Annotated in this window: 18 protein-coding genes and 1 riboswitch; of the genes, 11 read left to right on the top strand and 7 right to left on the bottom strand. The window is 68.6% G+C overall.

Going from position 1 to position 17546, the window contains the following annotated elements:
• Positions 1 to 228: 228 nt before the first annotated feature.
• From thrC to J2851_RS08455, 4 genes are all read left to right on the top strand, one after another.
• Positions 229 to 1638 carry a threonine synthase gene (gene thrC, locus J2851_RS08470; protein WP_209765704.1) on the top strand — a complete coding sequence of 470 codons (1410 nt, stop codon included), beginning with the start codon at positions 229 to 231 and terminating at the stop codon, positions 1636 to 1638.
• A complete protein-coding gene (locus J2851_RS08465) occupies positions 1635 to 2891 on the top strand; it encodes a M16 family metallopeptidase (RefSeq protein ID WP_209765701.1) in 1257 nt (418 codons plus the stop codon). The genes thrC and J2851_RS08465 overlap by 4 nt, the downstream gene beginning before the upstream one ends.
• A 12-nt stretch (positions 2892 to 2903) precedes the next feature.
• Positions 2904 to 3494, top strand: coding sequence for a GNAT family N-acetyltransferase (locus tag J2851_RS08460; protein WP_209765699.1), 591 nt, complete (start codon positions 2904 to 2906; stop codon positions 3492 to 3494).
• 128 nt (positions 3495 to 3622) lie between these two features.
• The gene (locus tag J2851_RS08455) at positions 3623 to 3826 is read left to right on the top strand and encodes a hypothetical protein (RefSeq protein WP_209765697.1); all 204 of its coding nucleotides are present in this window, start codon (positions 3623 to 3625) and stop codon (positions 3824 to 3826) included.
• A gap of 49 nt (positions 3827 to 3875) precedes the next feature.
• Here J2851_RS08455 and J2851_RS08450 read toward each other — a convergent pair whose 3' ends face one another.
• Together J2851_RS08450 and J2851_RS08445 are read right to left on the bottom strand one after the other, a co-directional pair.
• Positions 3876 to 4139: a hypothetical protein gene (locus J2851_RS08450; protein ID WP_209765695.1), complete on the bottom strand. Its 264-nt coding sequence runs from the start codon at positions 4137 to 4139 to the stop codon at positions 3876 to 3878.
• Positions 4140 to 4199: 60 nt separating this feature from the next.
• Positions 4200 to 4775, bottom strand: a complete 576-nt coding sequence (locus J2851_RS08445; protein WP_209765693.1) for a YqgE/AlgH family protein — start codon at positions 4773 to 4775, stop codon at positions 4200 to 4202.
• 156 nt (positions 4776 to 4931) lie between these two features.
• On the opposite strand from J2851_RS08445, the gene J2851_RS08440 reads away from it, so the two are divergent.
• Both J2851_RS08440 and J2851_RS08435 read left to right on the top strand, forming a co-directional pair.
• Positions 4932 to 7028 (top strand): protein-disulfide reductase DsbD family protein, encoded by a 2097-nt coding sequence (locus tag J2851_RS08440; protein WP_209765691.1) that lies wholly within the window; start codon positions 4932 to 4934, stop codon positions 7026 to 7028.
• A 62-nt stretch (positions 7029 to 7090) separates the two neighbouring features.
• Positions 7091 to 7573 carry a peroxiredoxin gene (locus J2851_RS08435; RefSeq protein WP_209765689.1) on the top strand — a complete coding sequence of 161 codons (483 nt, stop codon included), beginning with the start codon at positions 7091 to 7093 and terminating at the stop codon, positions 7571 to 7573.
• 112 nt (positions 7574 to 7685) lie between these two features.
• Here the strand turns inward: J2851_RS08435 and rnhA are convergent, their stop codons facing one another.
• Genes rnhA through ispH form a run of 4 tightly spaced genes read right to left on the bottom strand, consistent with a single transcriptional unit; the run spans position 7686 to position 10794 of the window.
• Positions 7686 to 8180, bottom strand: a complete 495-nt coding sequence (gene rnhA, locus J2851_RS08430) for a ribonuclease HI (protein WP_209765687.1) — start codon at positions 8178 to 8180, stop codon at positions 7686 to 7688.
• 4 nt (positions 8181 to 8184) lie between these two features.
• Complete coding sequence (locus J2851_RS08425) at positions 8185 to 9168, bottom strand: homoserine kinase (protein ID WP_209765685.1); 984 nt, start codon at positions 9166 to 9168, stop codon at positions 8185 to 8187.
• A gap of 53 nt (positions 9169 to 9221) precedes the next feature.
• The gene (locus J2851_RS08420; RefSeq protein ID WP_209765684.1) at positions 9222 to 9779 is read right to left on the bottom strand and encodes a Uma2 family endonuclease; all 558 of its coding nucleotides are present in this window, start codon (positions 9777 to 9779) and stop codon (positions 9222 to 9224) included.
• Positions 9780 to 9813: 34 nt separating this feature from the next.
• Positions 9814 to 10794 carry a 4-hydroxy-3-methylbut-2-enyl diphosphate reductase gene (gene ispH, locus J2851_RS08415; protein WP_209765682.1) on the bottom strand — a complete coding sequence of 327 codons (981 nt, stop codon included), beginning with the start codon at positions 10792 to 10794 and terminating at the stop codon, positions 9814 to 9816.
• A gap of 238 nt (positions 10795 to 11032) precedes the next feature.
• Here ispH and J2851_RS08410 point away from each other — a divergent pair, with 238 nt between their 5' ends.
• On the top strand, positions 11033 to 11518 hold the full coding sequence (locus J2851_RS08410; RefSeq protein ID WP_246500514.1) for a hypothetical protein: 486 nt from the start codon (positions 11033 to 11035) through the stop codon (positions 11516 to 11518).
• Between the two features lie 103 nt (positions 11519 to 11621).
• On the opposite strand, the gene J2851_RS08405 is transcribed toward J2851_RS08410, so the two are convergent.
• Entirely contained in the window at positions 11622 to 12455 is an 834-nt protein-coding gene (locus J2851_RS08405) for a C1q-like domain-containing protein (RefSeq protein WP_209765678.1), read from the bottom strand.
• A gap of 252 nt (positions 12456 to 12707) precedes the next feature.
• Positions 12708 to 12821, top strand: a riboswitch (glycine riboswitch).
• A 181-nt stretch (positions 12822 to 13002) separates the two neighbouring features.
• Between J2851_RS08405 and gcvT the strand changes: the two genes are divergently transcribed.
• The 4 genes from gcvT to gcvPB all read left to right on the top strand — a co-directional run bounded on the left by gcvT (position 13003) and on the right by gcvPB (position 17523).
• Positions 13003 to 14115, top strand: a complete 1113-nt coding sequence (gene gcvT, locus J2851_RS08400) for a glycine cleavage system aminomethyltransferase GcvT (protein WP_209765677.1) — start codon at positions 13003 to 13005, stop codon at positions 14113 to 14115.
• Between the two features lie 123 nt (positions 14116 to 14238).
• Positions 14239 to 14613 carry a glycine cleavage system protein GcvH gene (gene gcvH / locus J2851_RS08395; RefSeq protein WP_209765675.1) on the top strand — a complete coding sequence of 125 codons (375 nt, stop codon included), beginning with the start codon at positions 14239 to 14241 and terminating at the stop codon, positions 14611 to 14613.
• A gap of 1 nt (position 14614) precedes the next feature.
• Positions 14615 to 15958, top strand: a complete 1344-nt coding sequence (gene gcvPA, locus J2851_RS08390; protein WP_209765673.1) for an aminomethyl-transferring glycine dehydrogenase subunit GcvPA — start codon at positions 14615 to 14617, stop codon at positions 15956 to 15958.
• 2 nt (positions 15959 to 15960) lie between these two features.
• Positions 15961 to 17523: an aminomethyl-transferring glycine dehydrogenase subunit GcvPB gene (gcvPB, locus tag J2851_RS08385; protein ID WP_370881311.1), complete on the top strand. Its 1563-nt coding sequence runs from the start codon at positions 15961 to 15963 to the stop codon at positions 17521 to 17523.
• Positions 17524 to 17546: the final 23 nt, after the last annotated feature.

The following is a 17546-nucleotide window of genomic DNA, read 5'->3' as shown; positions in this document are numbered from 1 at the left end:
CCGTAGGTTGGGTGGAGCGCCAGCGAAACCCAACACACGCAGCACGGCGACCCTGTTGGGTTCCGCTGGCGCTTCACCCAACCTACGCACTTTCGTCCGTCGAAAGGTTCCGTTGCGGGATCCGTTGCTGCATCCTTGCACGGATGGGGGGCAGCGGCTAACTATGCCGCTTCCATGATTGTTGTCGGCCTTGCGTGGGCGTCGGCTTTAAGCGTCGGAGTGTGTGCGGTGCAGTACGTCAGCACGCGGGGCCAAGCCCCGGTCCTCGGTTTCGAAGATGTCCTCCTGGCCGGTCTGGCGCGCGACGGCGGCCTGTATGTGCCGCAGAGCTGGCCGCAGTTCAGCAAGGACGACATCCGGACCATGCGCGGCCTGCCGTACAGCGAGATCGCCGTCCGCGTGATGCTGCCCTTCCTGGGCGGCGCCATTGCGGAGGACGATTTCCGCGCCATCGTCAAGGACGCCTACGCCAGCTTCGACCACGCCGCGGTGACTCCGCTCGTCCAGCTCGACCAGAGCAACTGGGTGCTGGAACTGTTCCACGGCCCCACGCTGGCCTTCAAGGACGTGGCGCTCCAGCTGCTCGGCCGCCTGTTCGACCATGTGCTGGCCAAGCGCGGGGAGCGGGTGACCATCGTCGGCGCGACCTCCGGCGACACCGGCTCGGCCGCCATCGAGGCCTGCCGCGACCGCCAGAACGTGGACATCTTCATCCTGCACCCGAAGGGCCGCACGTCGGAGGTGCAGCGCCGCCAGATGACCAGCGTGCTGTCCGACAACGTGCACAACATCGCGCTGCACGGCACGTTCGACGACTGCCAGGATCTCGTGAAGGCGATGTTCAACGACGTGGCCTTCCGCGACCGGATGGGCCTGTCGGCGGTGAACTCCATCAACTGGGCGCGCATCATGGCCCAGATCGTCTATTACTTCACGGCCGCGGTAGCGCTGGGCGCGCCGGACCGCAAGGTGGCCTTCACCGTGCCGACCGGCAACTTCGGCAACGTCTACGCCGCCTACGGCGCGCGGGCGATGGGGCTGCCGATCGAGAAGCTGGTGGTGGGCTCCAACTCCAACGACATCCTGGCGCGCTTTTTTGCCAGCGGGACCATGTCCGCGGCGCCGGTCGTGCCTACTTTGAGTCCCAGCATGGACATCCAGATCTCCTCCAACTTCGAGCGGCTGCTGTTCGACCTGCTGGGACGTGACGGCGCGGCCGTGACCGCGTCCATGAACCGTTTCCGGGCGGAGGGCAAGTTCGAGGTGACCGAGGCCCAGCTGGCCGAGGCGCTGGCCATCTTCTCCGGCCACCGCGTGGACGAGGCCGGCACCATGGCGACCATCGAGGCGGTCTGGACGGGCTGCGGCTACCTGCTCGACCCGCACACCGCGGTCGGCGTGGCCTCGGCCAAGGCTGCCGGCCTGCCGGCCGACGTCGCCACGGTCATCCTGGCGACCGCGCACCCTGCCAAGTTCCCCGACGCGGTGGAGAAGGCGACCGGCCACCGGCCGGACCTGCCGCCGCGCCTGTCCGACCTCTACGTCCGCGAGGAGCGCCTGTCGGAGCTGCCCAACGAGCTGGGCGCCGTGCAGGACTTCGTCGCCGCCCGCGCCCGCGCCGCCAAGGAGGCCGCATGAGCATCCGCGTGACCACGCTGCCGAACGGGCTGCGCGTCGCGACCGACACCATGCCCGACGTGCAGTCCGTGTCGCTCGGCTGCTGGGTCGGGGTGGGAACGCGCAACGAGCAAGCCGACGTCAACGGCGTGGCGCACCTCGTGGAGCACATGCTGTTCAAGGGGACGGAGCGCCGCTCGGCCTTCCGCATCTCCGAGGAGATCGAGAATGTCGGCGGGCAGCTGAACGCCTACACCACGCGCGAGCAGACCGCCTATTACGCCAAGGTGCTGCACGAGGACACGCCGCTGGCGCTGGATCTGATCGCCGACATGCTCCAGCACTCCACCCTCGACGAGGAGGAGCTGGCGCGCGAGCGGACGGTGGTCCTGCAGGAGATCGGGCAAGCGGCCGACACGCCCGACGACATCATCTTCGACCATTTCCAGGCGACCGCGTACCCGGGGCAGGCGCTGGGCCGGCCTGTGCTGGGCTCGTCGGAGATCGTCGGCGCCCTGTCGCGGTCGGCGCTGGTGGACTACATCGGCGGCCATTACAGCGCGCCGGGGATCGTGCTGGCCGCCGCCGGGCGGCTCGACCACGACCGGCTGGTGGAGATGGCGCTGAAGGCGTTCGGGCGCCTGCCCGACCGGCCGGTGCCGGAATCGGAGGATTCCCGCTACGCCGGCGGCGACTACCGCGAGGCGCGCGACCTGGAGCAGATGCACCTCGTGCTCGGATTCGACGGCGTCGGCGTCCATGACCCGGACTATTACGCGCACTCCGTCTTCTCGACCCTGCTCGGCGGCGGCATGTCGTCCCGCCTGTTCCAGGAGGTGCGGGAGAAGCGCGGGCTCGTCTATTCCATCTACACCTTCGCCGGCGCCTATCGCGACGGCGGCCTGTTCGGCGTCTACGCCGGCACCGGCGAGGACGAGGTGGCGGAGCTGGTCCCCGTCGTCTGCGACGAGCTGATGAAGGTCGCCGAGGACGTCACGGACGAGGAGGTCGCCCGCGCGGCGGCGCAGCTCCGCGCCGGGACGCTGATGGCGTTGGAAAGCACCATGTCGCGCTGCGAACAGCTGGGGCAGCAGCTGCTCGTCTACGGACGGCCGGTGCCGGTGGAGGAGATCGTGCAGAAGATCGGGGCGGTGGACCGCGACGCCGTTGTCCGCGTGGCGCAGCGCCTGCGCGAAAGCCGCCCCACCGTGGCCGCGCTCGGCCCCATCAGCCGGCTGGAGGAGTATGACCGGATCGCCGCGCGGCTGCAGTAAGGGAAGGCCGGCATGATCCGCCTCCTGGGCAGCGGTCTCATCAGCCCGCCGGCCGTGCGGCTCGACGGTCCGAAATGCTACATCCGCCCACCCTTGCCCCGCGACTGGAGGGAATGGGCGGATCTGCGGGCGGAATCCCGCGACTTCCTGACACCCTGGGAGCCGACTTGGCCGACCGACGCGCTGACCCGCGCCGCCTTCGGCCGACGCCTCCGGCGGCAGGCGCAGGAATGGCGCGACGACCAGGGCTACAGCTTCCTCGTCTACGACCGGCAGACCGACGCGCTGGTCGGCGGCCTCGGCCTCACCAACGTGCGGCGCGGCGTGGCGCAGATGGCGACGCTCGGCTACTGGGTCGGCTTGCCCTACGCCCGCAACGGCTACATTTCCGGCGCGACGCGGCTGGTCCTGGATTTCGCCTTCGGGCAGCTCGGCCTGCACCGGGTCGAGGCCGCCTGCCTGCCCACCAACGCGGCCAGCCGCGGTTTGCTGGAAAAGGTCGGATTCACGCACGAAGGCTACGCGCGCGGCTATCTGCGCATCGACGGCGCGTGGCGCGACCATGTCCTGTACGCGATCCTGCGCGAGGAGTGGCGCGGGTAGGGCACCGCCCTCCGTCGAAAGAGGTGCATCGCACCGTTTTTGCAGACGGAGGGCATTGTCGGCTTAACGGACGATTAACCCGCCTCCCGCAATCTTTCGCAATCACCTGTTCCGCATGTGAGGCGAAGATGTCGGGTAAGCCGATCTGGACGAAAGAAAGTTCCCACAGCTACGCGGTGGAGCATGCCGGACAACGTGTCGACCTGCGCTACGAACCGGCTGGCTTTCAAAGCGGGTGGGCGGTCTACGCCGGCGGCCGGCTGATTGAGCGCTGCACCGAACTGATGCAGGCCCGCGGCCTCGCCATGGCGCTCGCCACCAAAGGGGCGTGAAGGCGGTTGGAAGGGGCTTGTCGGGTTTCACCCGACCTACGGCCTCTGCTTACTCGGCGGCGGGTTGATTGGCGGTGGATTGGCGGCCGAGGCCGACGTCTAGCGTCAGTTGATCGATGCGCCCATCCAGGCGCCCGATCTCGCGCATCCGGACGATGCCGAGCATCTCCTTCATCTGGCGCTGCTCATCCTCGAAGCGGCCCATGCGCTGTTCGAGGCGCACGACATCGGCCCGGGTTTCGAGCGTCGTTGTTTCGATCCGCTCGACCTTGTCCAGCAACACCGTCAGGATCGTTTTCAGTTCGGCGTCCATTTTGGGCTCCGCGTACACACCATCGCAGGATACCACCGGAAGGCGACTCGCGACAAGGGTCTACGCGTGCCCGGCTTCGCCGGACAGCATCGACAGGCTGACGCCGAGCTTGGCGATGGAGCGCTCCCACTTGGTGTCCAGGTCGGGATCGAACAGCAGCGATTCGTCGCAGGGGACGTTCAGCCAGCCGTTGGCCTGGATCTCCGCGTCCAATTGCCCCGGCCCCCAGCCGGCATAGCCCAGCAGCAGGATGTTGCGGCGCGGGCCGCGGTCTTCGGAGATGGCGCGCAGGATGTCGATGGTCGCGGTCAGCGCGACCTCGTCGTCGACGACGAGCGTGCCGTCCCGCACATAGTCGGTGGAGTGCAGCACGAAACCGCGTCCCGACTCGACCGGGCCGCCGTAATGCACGGGCATGTTCGTCGTCGGCTGCTGGATGTCCATCTCAAGCTGTTCCAGCAAATCCTCGAAGGTGATCGAGCCGAACAGGCGGTTGACCACAAGACCCATGGCGCCGTCCTCGTTGTGGGCGCACATATAGATGACCGTGCGCTGGAAACGCGGATCCATCATGCCCGGCATGGCGATCAGCAACTGGCCGGTCAGGTAATCCGAGGACTTGGTCAGGTGCGGCATGGGCGGTTATCCTTGTGTCCGGGGGGCGGGAAGCCCAAATGGGCCGGAGCCTGCAACCGTCTTCGCCCGAGTGTGACAGCACGGGCCAAGCTTTGTCATCCATTATAGCGGCGGCGTGTTGCCGGATCGCTACTTGATATGAGAACAGTCCGCGCGATGAAAAGGCTTGTCCCTCTGCTGTTTGCCATCCTGGCCTTGACCACACCCGGAACGGGGCGGGCGGAGGGTGGCGCCTGGACCAAGGCCGGCCCGGTGGAGGCGCGGCTCGTGTCCTCGGTGCAGGGGACGGGCGACCTGAAGACGGTGCCGCTGGGGCTGGAACTGCGGCTGGAGCCGGAGTGGAAGACCTACTGGCGCTCGCCGGGGGACGCCGGCTTCGCCCCGCGGCTGGACTGGGCGGGCTCCGCCAACCTGGCGCGGGCCGACATCGCCTACCCGGCGCCGCAACGCTTCACCGTGCTGGGCTTCGAGACGGCCGGCTACCACGACGAGGTGCTGTTCCCCATCACCGCCGTCCCCACCGAGCCCGGCAAGCCGCTGGACCTGTCGCTGAACGCCGAAATCCTGGTCTGTTCGACCATCTGCGTGCCGCAGGCCTTCAAACTCGACCTGTCCATCCCGGCGGGTCCGGCGGCACCCGGACCGTCGGCCAACGACATCGCGCGGGCGCAGTCGCAGGTGCCCGGCGACGGACGCGCCTCCGGACTCTCCATCACGAGCGTGCGCGCCGAAGGCGGCGCGCTGGAGGTGGAGGTCACCGCGCGCGATCCCATGGTGTCGCCGGACCTGTTCGTGGAGACCGACCCGCCGGTGTCCTTCCCCGCGCCCAAGCGGACCTTCTCCGACGACGACCGGCGCGTGCGGCTGAGGCTCGACGCGACGGACGCGCCGGCCGACCTGAATCTGGCCGGGCGCGCCATGACGCTGACCCTGGTGGACGGGGACCGCTCCATGGAAACGGCGGCGACCGCCGCCGCCGGCCTGTCCGGCGCTGCGTCCCGGGGGCTGGCGGCCATGCTGAGCGTGGCGCTTCTTGGCGGGCTGATCCTGAACCTGATGCCCTGCGTGCTGCCGGTGCTGTCGCTGAAGCTGCTGTCCATCGTTCAGCACGGCGGGCGGGCGCCCGCGGCGGTGCGCGCCGGCTTCCTGGCCTCCGCGGCGGGCATCCTGGTGTCCTTCCTGGCGCTGGCGTCGGCACTGGTCGCGGTGAAGGCGGCCGGCGGTGCCGTGGGTTGGGGCATCCAGTTCCAGCAGCCTTTGTTCCTCGTCTTCATGGTCGTGCTGGTGACGCTGTTCGCCGCGAACCTCTGGGGCCTGTTCGAAGTCCCGCTGCCGCGCGCCGTCGCCGACCGGCTGGGGGGAGGCGAGGGGGGAAGCCTGGGTGGTCAGTTCGCCACCGGCGCCTTCGCCACGCTGCTCGCCACCCCTTGCTCGGCGCCCTTCCTCGGGACGGCGGTGGGCTTCGCGCTGGCCGGCGGGCCGGCGGATGTGTTCGCCATCTTCGCCGCGCTGGGGATCGGGCTGGCGCTGCCCTACCTGCTGGTCGCCGCCTTCCCGCGCGTCGCGCGTCTGCTGCCCCGGCCCGGCCGGTGGATGGTCGCCTTGCGGCGAGTCCTGGGCGCGGCGCTCGCGCTGACCGCGGTGTGGCTGCTGTCGGTTCTGGTGGTCCAGGTGGGGGAGGTCGCGGCGATGGCCGTCGCCGTCCTGATGGGCGGGCTGGTCGCCGCGCTGTGGCTCGCCCGCCGCCTGTCGCCCGCGACCCGCTGGACGGGGGCGGCGCTGGCCGGCCTGCTGGCCGTTGTCGCCTTCGTGATCCCCGCCGCCTTCGGCCCGTCGGCCGGTGCTGCGCCGTCCGCCGTGACCGAGGCGTCGACCCGCTGGACGCCCTTCGCCGAATCGGCGATCCGCGACCACGTCGCCGCCGGGAAGCTCGTCTTCGTGGACGTCACCGCGGACTGGTGTATCACCTGCCAGGCCAACAAGAAGCTCGTCCTGCACCGGGGGGAAGTCGCCCGGCGGCTGGAGGACGCCGGCCTCGTCGCCATGCGCGCCGACTGGACGCGGCCGGACGACGGCATCGCGCGCTATCTGGCCAGCCATGGCCGCTACGGCATTCCCTTCAACATGGTCTACGGCCCCGGCGCGCCGGAGGGCATCGCTCTTCCGGAACTGCTGACGGAGGGCGCCGTGCTGGAGGCGCTGGACCGGGCGCGCGGCCGGGATGGCCTTGCCGGGGGCCCGGCCAGAAGCTAGAAGCTCAAGCCTGGACCGCGCCGATCCCGGGGCGGTCCGATAACAATGGGAGGGCACAAGACATGACCATCCAGGTCGGCGACCGCATTCCGTCGGTCACCCTGAAGCACCTGACCGACAACGGCATGCAGGACATCACCACCGATTCGATCTTCCAAGGCAAGACGGTTGCCCTGTTCTCGGTGCCGGGCGCCTTCACCCCGACCTGCTCCGCCAAGCACCTGCCGGGCTTCGTCCAGCAGGCCGAGGCGCTGAAGGCCAAGGGCGTCGACACCATCGTCTGCCTCGCCGTCAACGACCCGTTCGTGATGCGCGCCTGGGGTGAGAAGAACAACCCCGACGGCAAGGTGATGATGCTGCCGGACGGCAACGCCACCTTCACGGGGGCGCTGGGCCTGACCATGGACGGCTCGGGCTACGGCCTTGGCACCCGCGGCCAGCGTTTCGCGCTCGTCGCCAAGGACGGCACGGTCACCCACCTCGCGGTGGAAAAGCCGGGCCAGTTCGAGGTCTCCTCGGCCGAAGCCGTCCTCGGCGCCCTGTAAGGACAGCAACTTCGTAGGTTGGGTGGAGCGCAGCGCAACCCAACGCGGCCTGGCATCGCGAGGGTGTTGGGTTGCGGCTTCGCCTCCACCCAACCTACGGGCCCACGCTGCGTCAGCCGCGTCCGGCTTGCCGGATGTCGGCGATGCCCTGGCGGGCGAGCGCGTCGGCGCGCTCGTTCTCCGGATGGCCGGCGTGGCCGCGCACCCAGTGGAACTCGATGGCGTGCCGCTGCTTGGCCTCGTCGAGGCGGCGCCAGAGATCCTCGTTCTTCACCGGCTTCTTGTCGGCGGTCTTCCAGCCCCGGGCCTTCCAGCCGTGGATCCACTGGGTGATGCCGTTTTTCACATACTCGCTGTCGGTGTAGAGCCGCACGGTCATGGGCCGCTTCAACGCCTCCAGCGCCTGGATGGCCGCCATCAGCTCCATGCGGTTGTTGGTGGTGGCGGGATCGCCCCCGTACAACTCCTTCTCCACCCCGCCATAGCGCAGGATGGCGCCCCAGCCGCCCGGGCCGGGGTTGCCGCTGCAGGCGCCGTCGGTGAAGATGTCCACCGCCTTCGGGCCGCTCTCGGTCTTCGAATCCTCGGTCTTTGTATCTTGGGCCATCGGCTCAGACCTGGTAGGAGCCGCCATCGTCCAGGCAATAGTCGCCCAGCCCCCGAACGGTCTGGTGGAAGCGCAGCTTGCGCAGATATTCCAGCGGGTCCTTCGGCTTCACGAAGGCGCCCGGCGGGTGGTTCAGCCAGTCGTAGAGGCGCGTCAGCAGGAAGCGCACCGCGCTGCCGCGGCACAGCCAGGGCAGGGCCGCCAGCTCGTCCTTCGACAGGGGGCGGACCTTCTGGTAGCTGGTCAGCAGAAGCCGCGCCTTGGTCGCGTTGAACGAGCCGTCGATCTCGAAGCACCAGGCGTTCAGGCAGATCGCGATGTCGTAGACGAGGAAATCGTTGCAGGCGAAGTAGAAGTCGATCACGCCCGACAGCGTGTTCCCGCGGAAGAAGACGTTGTCCGGGAACAGGTCGGCATGGATGACGCCCGCCGGCAGCGCCCGCGGCCAATGGGCCTCCAGCGCCGCCAGTTCGGCCTCCAGCGTGGCGCGCAGGTTGCGGGCGACCTCGTCGGCGCGCGGCGCGCATTTCTCGAACAGCTCCTTCCAGCCGCCGAGCGACAGGGCGTTCGGCCGCTCCATCCGGAAGTCCGCCACGGCGAGGTGGAGGCGGGCCAGCGCCGGACCAAGCTCCGCGCAATGCTGCGGCGTGATGCGGCGCGGCCACATGCCGGCCAGGAAGGTGACGATCACCGCGGGCCGCCCGCACAGCTCCCGCAGGGCCTTCCCGTCCTTGCCCTGGACCGGCAGCGGGCAGGCGATGCCCTTGTCCGCCAGATGCTCCATCAGGCCCAGGAAGAAGGGCAGATCCTCGCGCCGGGTCCGCTTTTCGTACAGCGTGAGGATGTAGGGACCCTTGCCGGTCACCAGGAGGAAGTTGGAATTCTCCACCCCCTCCGCGATGCCCTTGCACGACAGCACGCCGCCCAGATCGTACTGGGCGACGAAGGCGTTCAGATCCTCGTCGGAAACTTCGGTGTAGACGGCCATGGGACCAGCGCCTTACCGGGATTCGGTGTGCCGGTCAATGCTCCTGGGCCGCGTCACAGGGCGATGCCTTCGTAAAGGGCCGGGAGCGGCAGTTCCGCCCCGATGGAGGCCAGCGGCAACGCCGCGTCGCCGGTGAAATCCTCGACGATCCAGCGCCGCCCGTCGCGCCGCCACAGCTGCGCCTTCACCGAGCGGCTGTCCACCAGCAGAACCTCCTGAACGGACGGGATCTGCATGTAGTCCGGCACCTTGGTGCCGCGGTCATGGCTGGCCGTGCTCTCCGACAGGATCTCCACCACCAGCACCGGATTCGGTGTGGAGCGCTGTCCGGGCTGGTGGGGCGAGCCGGTGACCGCGATGTCCGCCTCGTAGAAGCGGTCGTCGCGGTCGTCCCGTTCGATGGCGGTCTCGGTCAGCACGAAGCAGGGAGGGCGCAGGCGCCGCCGGATTTCGAACGCGATGTTCCCGGACAGGCGGCTGTGCTCTTGGGAGCAGGGGCTCATGGCGCGCGGCTGGCCGCCGACCAGCTCGTAACGGATGTCCGGGTCCTGCCCGTCGGCCCAGTCCAGGAACTCGTCGATCGTCATCCGCTGTATGGCCGGTGCGCCCATGCGCCTGTCCTCTTTGAGGTCCGCTCCTTCGGAATTATGCGTCGGCGGACGCCAGACGGGAAGGGGCGTCGCCGTCCAGCAGGTTCTTGGGCAGCTTGAAGGTGATGTCCTCGAAGGCGGTGCGCAGCTCCTCGATCGTCACGTCGAAGCGGTCGCGCGCGGCGGCGACGACCTCCTCCACCAGCACCTCCGGCGCCGACGCCCCGGCGGTGATGCCCAGGACGCCGACCCCCTCATACTGCGACCAGTCGATGTCGGCGGCGCGCTGGACCAGCTGCGCCTTCGGGCATCCGTTCTGCTTCGCCACCTCGACCAGCCGCTTGGAGTTGGAGGAGTTCGGCGCGCCCAGCACCAGCAGCGCCTCCACCTTCGGCGCGATGGCCTTCACCGCCTGCTGGCGGTTGGTGGTGGCGTAGCAGATGTCCTCCTTCTTCGGGCCCGCGATGGTCGGGAAGCGGGCCTGGAGGGCGGCGACGATGCCGGTCGTCTCGTCTACCGACAGGGTGGTCTGCGTGGCGTAGGCGAGGTTGTCGGGGTCCGGCACCTCCAGCGTCGCCACCTCCTCCGCCGTCTCCACCAGCAGGACGGCGCCGTCGGGCAGCTGGCCCATGGTGCCGATCACCTCCGGGTGGCCGGCGTGGCCGATCAGGATGATCTGGCGCCCCTCGGCGAAGTGGCGCTCCGCCTCGCGGTGCACCTTGCTGACGAGCGGGCAGGTGGCGTCGAGGTAGAACAGCCCGCGCCGCTCCGCCGCGGCGGGAACGGTCTTCGGCACGCCGTGGGCGGAGAAGACCACCGGAACGCCGTCCGGAACCTCGTCCAGCTCGTCCACGAAGACGGCGCCCTTGGCCTCCAGGCTCTGCACGACGAAGCGGTTGTGCACGATCTCGTGCCGGACGTAGACCGGCGCGCCGAATCTCTCCAGGGCCACCTCGACGATCTGGATCGCGCGGTCCACGCCGGCGCAGAAACCGCGCGGCGCGGCGAGCAGGATGGTGAGGGGCGTCTTGGTCATGCGGATGTTCCGATGTCTGGAAAATAAGGGGTGCCGAACGGGGGTGTCGCAACGCTGGCGCGGCCTTGTGCCGACCCGGCCGCTTCTCTACAGTCGCCGCCAGACGCACCAATCCAACCGTTAGGCCAGACCGATGGACCGCCGCCGCGACCGTAATATAGGAACCCCCGACCGGAAAAGCCCGCTGGCACCCCTGTTGATCACACTGGGCTCGCTTGCGGTAGCCGGATGCTCCGGGATGGGGCTGAACGGGGCGCCCCAGGCCTCGACCGCGGCCTATGCCTGCCCGAAGGTGAACATCGTCCGCGACCTTCAGGAGGTGACACAGTTCCGCAACGGCGGCGGGCGCGACCTGACCGACGTGACCTCGCGCGCCGCGCTGGCCGACTTCAGCGGCCATTGCGACTACGCCGACGACGGCGTCACGGTGAACGTGAACCTCTATCTGGTGGCGGAGCGCGGCCCGGCGCTGCAGGGCAACGAGGCGACCTACCGCTACTTCGTCGCCGTGTCCAAGCCGGGCGAGGAAGCGCCGACCACCAAGTCCGAGTTCGAGACGACCGTGACCTTCGAGGCGGGCAAGGCCCGCTCCGGCAGCCGCGAGGAACTGGCCCCGCGCATCCCCCTGCCAAAGGACGCGAACGCCAAGGATTGGAAAATTTTCCTCGGCTTCCAGCTAACGCCAGAGCAACTGGCGTTCAACCGGGCGCAGATGAAGCAGTAAACCGACGGTCGCCGTTGCCTTCCTGCCTGACATGCTGTCGGGGATCGTTCAGATGTCTGGTTCGGAGCGCCCAGGAATGAACTGGGCGCTCCTCCATGGTGAATCAGCCGACCTTGCACGCAGAGAACCAAGTTCCCAGACTGCTGCCACTGATCGCAGATGTGGCCGAATAGTTGTAGTAGGCCTGCACGGTGAGGTAGTCGGTCGTGCCGTTCATATAGACGATGTTGGAGATGCTCGCCATGAATTGACCAGCGAGCGAACTGGTCAGGGTGTTCACCGCGAAGTCGGTGCCATTCTTCTGGATGTCGGCGTAGTACGCGGCACCGGCGCTCAACGTCGTGTACATGATTGACGTGTTCACTTGATAATAGCCCGGAACGTTGGGCTTGAACTGGCTGGTCGTCGTGTCGAATGCATTGCCGACGTTGAACAGCGTGTTGGTGAACTGGACCTGAGCCCAGACGCTCAGGCCGAGCGACTGATTCACACCGTTGCGGTGGGCGTAGCAAATGACCTGATTGGCCGTCTGCGGCGTCTGATCGAACAGTGCCCGTTCGTCAACGATGCCGCTGTTTGCGATAACGTCCTTCGTGCTGTCCAGGAACACCCTCGCCACCGGCAGCTTGCCGGCGGGAATGGCCGGTGGGGTCAGGCTGTTGGCCGTGCCGGCGACCACGTTCGCCGCACCCGTCGTGCGGTCCACCACCACCCGGTCGATGCGGAAGCCCGACGTCGGCGGCGCGAAGGGACCGACGACCTGCGCCTTCACCTCGGTCAGGGTGGTGCCGTTCAGCAGGTAGCCGGGGTCCAGCGCGATGGTCAGGTCCGGCGACACCTGGGCGTGCGGGGCGAAGGGGCCGACGATGCGCTGGGCGACGGCCCAGTTGGCGGCGCTCTGCGACAGGTCGGTGGGGTTGAAGGTCTGAACGGACATGGGCGGGCTCCGTTGTGAAGGGATTGGGAATGGATCGCTGCCGGTTCCGCTATCAATCCTTGCGGCGGCGAAAATAGGAATATCAGCCTCTATTTCGGCTTACGAGACATAAATCCGGTTTGCGGGATAAAAATCCTAGTTGACGCGTGAGCCAGCGAACGCCCGTTTCCCAACTTCCGAGTCGTCGCAAGTTGGGCCGCGAGCCCGATTGACTTTCCCCGGCTTACCGGTAGGGTAGGCCGCACACGCCGACGATCCCTCGCGGGAGAGATCGCGGACCGCCCCCCGGGAAACTGGACGGCGATCCGCGGCGCCGAAGGAGCAACCGCCCCGGAAACTCTCAGGCAAAAGGACCGCAAGGGGGATAAGGCAACTCTGGAAAGCAGCCTTGGCCGAATCGTCCTGACGGACACCGGCCCGGTCTCACCGAAGGAGTAAACCGGACGGACGCCCATGCCCGCCGGTGAATCTCTCAGGTCCAGGACAGAGGGGGCAGGACTCGCGCCGATCCCGGCGCGGGGACGTGACCCTTTGTCGGAGGACCCGCGTGACCGAGGCAGCCGAGAACCTCAAGACCACCCCGCTGCACGCGCTCCATCTGGAGCTGAAGGGCCGCATGGTGCCCTTCGCCGGCTACGACATGCCGGTGCAGTACCCGCTGGGCATCCTGAAGGAGCATCAGCACACCCGCGACAAGGCCGGCCTGTTCGACGTGTCGCACATGGGGCAGGTTCGCCTGACCGGCGACGACCCGGCGGCGGCGCTGGAGGCTCTGGTCCCCGGCGACATCAAGGGGCTGGCGCGCGGCCGCATGCGCTACACGCTGTTCCTGAACGAGCAGGGCGGCATCCTCGACGACCTGATGGTGACCAACGCCGGCGACCACCTGTTCCTGGTCGTCAACGCCGCCTGCAAGGAGCAGGACGTCGCCCACCTGCGCGACCGCCTGAAGGGCAAGGCCGAGGTGGAGCTGCTGGACGACCTCGCGCTGATGGCCCTCCAGGGCCCGGCCGCGGCGGGCGTGCTGGAGCGCTTCGTCCCCGAAGCCGCGACCATGAAGTTCATGAGCTACCTGCCGGCCACCTTCAACGGCATCCCGGTGGTCATCACCCGCTCCGGCTACACCGGCGAGGACGGCTACGAGATCTCCTGCGACAAGTCCGACGCGGAGACCATCGCCCGCGCCCTGCTGGCCGAGGACGAGGTGGAGGCCATCGGCCTCGGCGCCCGCGACTCGCTGCGGCTGGAGGCCGGGCTCTGCCTCTACGGCCACGACATCGACACGACCACCACGCCGGTCGAGGCCGCGCTGGAATGGGCGCTGTCCAAGCGCCGCCGCGAGGAGGGGGGCTTCCCGGGCTACGACATCATCAAGGACCAGCTCGCGAACGGCGCCCCGCGCCGCCGCGTGGGCTTCCGCACCGAAGGGCGCCAGCCGGCCCGCGAGCACACCGAAGTCTGCGACATGAACGGCAACAAGATCGGCGAGGTGACGAGCGGCGGTTTCGGCCCGACCTTCAACGCGCCGGTCGCCATGGGCTATGTGGACCGCGCCCACGCCGCGCTCGACACCCCGGTGCAGCTGATGGTCCGCGGCAAGCCGCTGGCCGCCAAGGTCGCCGCCATGCCCTTCGTCCCGCAGCGTTATTACCGGGGCTGAACCCCCGTAGGTTGGGTGGAGCGTCCGCGAAACCCAACTCACTCCGCATCGCGACCTTGTTGGGTTCCGCTTCCGCTCCACCCAACCTACGCAAACCGAACGTCCGAACAGGGAAATCAGGCCATGACCATCAAGTACACCAAGGATCACGAGTGGGTCCGCGTGGAGGGTGACGTCGCGACGGTCGGCGTCAGCGACCACGCCCAGCACCAGCTCGGCGACGTCGTGTTCGTCGAGCTGCCGGACGTCGGCCGCCAGCTCCAGCAGGGCAAGGAAGCCGCCGTGGTCGAATCGGTGAAGGCCGCCAGCGACGTCTACGCCCCGGTTTCCGGCGAGGTGATCGAAGCCAACGCCGATCTGGAAAACGACCCGTCCCTGGTGAACACCGGGGCCGAAACCACCGGCTGGTTCTTCAAGCTGCGCCTCAGCAACCCGGCCGAGCTGGACGCCCTGATGGACGAGGCCGCCTACAAGGCCTTCGTGGAAGGACAAGCCTGAGATGCGTTACCTGCCCCTGACCGAGGCCGACCGGCGGTCCATGCTGGCGGCGATCCGCGCCTCGACCGTGGACGACCTGTTCCGCGACGTGCCGAAGGCCGCCCGCCTTTCCGGCCCGATCGAGGGGCTGCCCAACCACATGGGCGAGCTTGAGGTCGAGCGCACCCTGTCGGCCATGGCGGGCAAGAACCTGCCGGCCGGCAGCGTGCCGAGCTTCCTCGGCGCCGGGTCCTATCGCCACCACATCCCGGCGACGGTGGACCATCTGGTCCAGCGCGGCGAGTTCCTGACCGCCTACACCCCCTACCAGCCGGAGGTGAGCCAGGGCACGCTGCAGGTCCTGTTCGAGTTCCAGACCCAGGTGTCGCTGCTGACCGGCATGGATGTCGCCAACGCCTCCATGTACGACGGCGCCACGGCCTGCGCGGAGGCCGTCATGATGGCCAACCGCGTCACCCGCCGGAAGAAGGCCATCCTGTCGGGCGGCCTGCACCCGCACTACCGCGACACAACCACCACCGACGCCCGCTTCATCGGCTTCGAGACGGTCGTGATGCCCGCGGCGCCGACGGGCGGCGAGGATCTGCTGTCGCAGATCGACGGCGACACCTCCTGCGTCGTCGTGCAGAACCCGGACGTCTTCGGCCATGTCCGCGACTACACCGACCTCGGCAAGGCCTGCCAGGCCAAGGGGGTGCTGCTGATCGTCGTGGTGACGGAGGCGATGTCGCTCGGCCTGCTGACCCCGCCGGGTGAGATGGGCGCCGACATCGTCGCGGCCGAAGGCCAGTCGCTGGGCAACGCGCTGAACTTCGGCGGCCCCTACGTCGGCCTGTTCGCCGTGAAGGAGAAGCTGGTCCGCCAGATGCCCGGCCGCCTGTGCGGCCAGACGGTGGACGCCGACGGGCGCCGCGGCTTCGTGCTGACTCTGTCCACGCGCGAGCAGCACATCCGCCGCGAGAAGGCGACGTCGAACATTTGCACCAACTCCGGCCTGTGCGCGCTGGCCTTCTCCATCCACCTCAGCCTGCTGGGGGAGGAGGGCTTCACCCAACTCGCCCGCCTGAACCACGCCAAGGCCGTTCAGCTGGCCGACAAGCTGGCCGCGGTGAAGGGTGTGGAGATCGTCAACGACAGCTTCTTCAACGAGTTCACGGTGAAGCTGCCGAAGCCCGCCGCCGCGGTCGTGGAGCAGCTGGCCGAGCGCCGCATCCTGGCCGGCGTCCCGGCCTCCCGCCTGTTTGCGGGCGAGCTTGAGGAGCTGCTGATCGTCGCCGCCACCGAGACCAACACCGAGTCCGACATGGACGCCTTCGCCAAGGCGCTCGCCGAGGTTCTGTCATGAGCATGAACAACCAGGGTCGCCCGACCGACATCCGGAGCACGACCAACAGCGCCGTTCCGGACACCGTGACCGGCAACCGCGGCCTGCAGATCGAAGAGCCGCTGATCTTCGAACAGGACGCGTCCGGCCGCTGCGGCGTTGACCTGCCGGAGGTGCCGGCCGTGGCCTCGCGCCTGGGTGCGGTGAAGCCGCGCGCCAAGGTCGGCCTGCCGGGCCTCGCCGAGCCGCAGGTGGTCCGCCACTACACGCGCCTGTCGCAGAAGAACTACGCCATCGACAGCGGGCTCTACCCGCTGGGCTCCTGCACGATGAAGCACAACCCGCGCCTGAACGAGAAGATGGCGCGGCTGCCCGGCTTCTCCGACGTGCACCCGCTCCAGCCCGAGAGCACGGTGCAGGGGGCGCTGGAGCTGATGGCCGAACTCGGCCGCTGGCTGACCACGCTGACCGGCATGGCGGCGGTGACACTGGCCCCGGCCGCCGGCGCGCATGGCGAGATGTGCGGCATCATGGCGATCCGTGCCGCTCACGAGGCAAAAGGCGACACCGGCCGCACCAAGATCCTGGTGCCGGAGAGCGCCCACGGCACCAACCCGGCGACCGCCGCCGCCTGCGGATATGCGGTCGAAGCCATCCCGGCCACCGAGGACGGGCGCGTCGACCTGGAGGCGCTGAAGGCGAAGCTCGGCCCCGACGTGGCCGGCCTGATGCTGACCAACCCGAACACCTGCGGCCTGTTCGAGCGGGACATCATCACCATCGCCGAGGCCGTGCACGCGGCCGGCGCCTACTTCTACTGCGACGGCGCCAACTTCAACGCCATCGTCGGTCGGGTGCGCCCGGCGGACCTCGGCATCGACGTCATGCACATCAACCTGCACAAGACCTTCTCCACGCCGCACGGCGGCGGCGGCCCGGGCTCCGGCCCGGTGGTCTTTGCGGAGTCGCTGGCGCCCTTCGTGCCGGTGCCCTACGTCGTGCAGGACAAGGACGGTTCGTTCCGTCTGGTGGAGCAGGCCGGCGACGGGCCGGCCTTCGGCCGCATGAAGGCATTCCACGGCCAGATGGGCATGTTCGTCCGCGCCCTGTCCTACATGATGAGCCACGGCGCCGACGGGCTGCGGCAGGTCGCCAACGATGCGGTGCTGAACGCCAACTACGTGCTGGCCAGCCTGAAGGACGTCATGACCCCGTCCTTCGACGGCCCGTGCATGCACGAGTGCCTGTTCGACGACCGCTTCCTGAAGGGCACGGGGGTAACCACGCTCGACATCGCCAAGGCGCTGATCGACGAGGGCTTCCACCCGATGACCATGTACTTCCCGCTGGTCGTCCACGGGGCGCTGCTGATCGAGCCGACCGAGACCGAATCGAAGGCCGGCCTCGACCAGTTCATCACCGCGCTGCGCGCGTTGGCCGAGCGTGCCAAGTCCGGCGACGCGGAGTATTTCCAGGCCGCCCCGCGCCTGACCCCGCGCCGCCGCCTGGACGAAACCGCCGCCGCCCGCAAGCCGATCCTGCGCTGGACGCCGGAAGCGGCCGCGGAGAAGGTCGCGGCGGAGTAAGGTTTTGCCCCCACCCTAACCCT

Origin of the sequence: Azospirillum rugosum, assembly GCF_017876155.1 — a bacterium.
In the GTDB taxonomy this organism is placed as follows: Bacteria; Pseudomonadota; Alphaproteobacteria; order Azospirillales; family Azospirillaceae; genus Azospirillum; species Azospirillum rugosum.
Note: the sequence above shows the minus strand (reverse complement) of the source record. Positions and strands in the feature narration are given on the sequence as shown.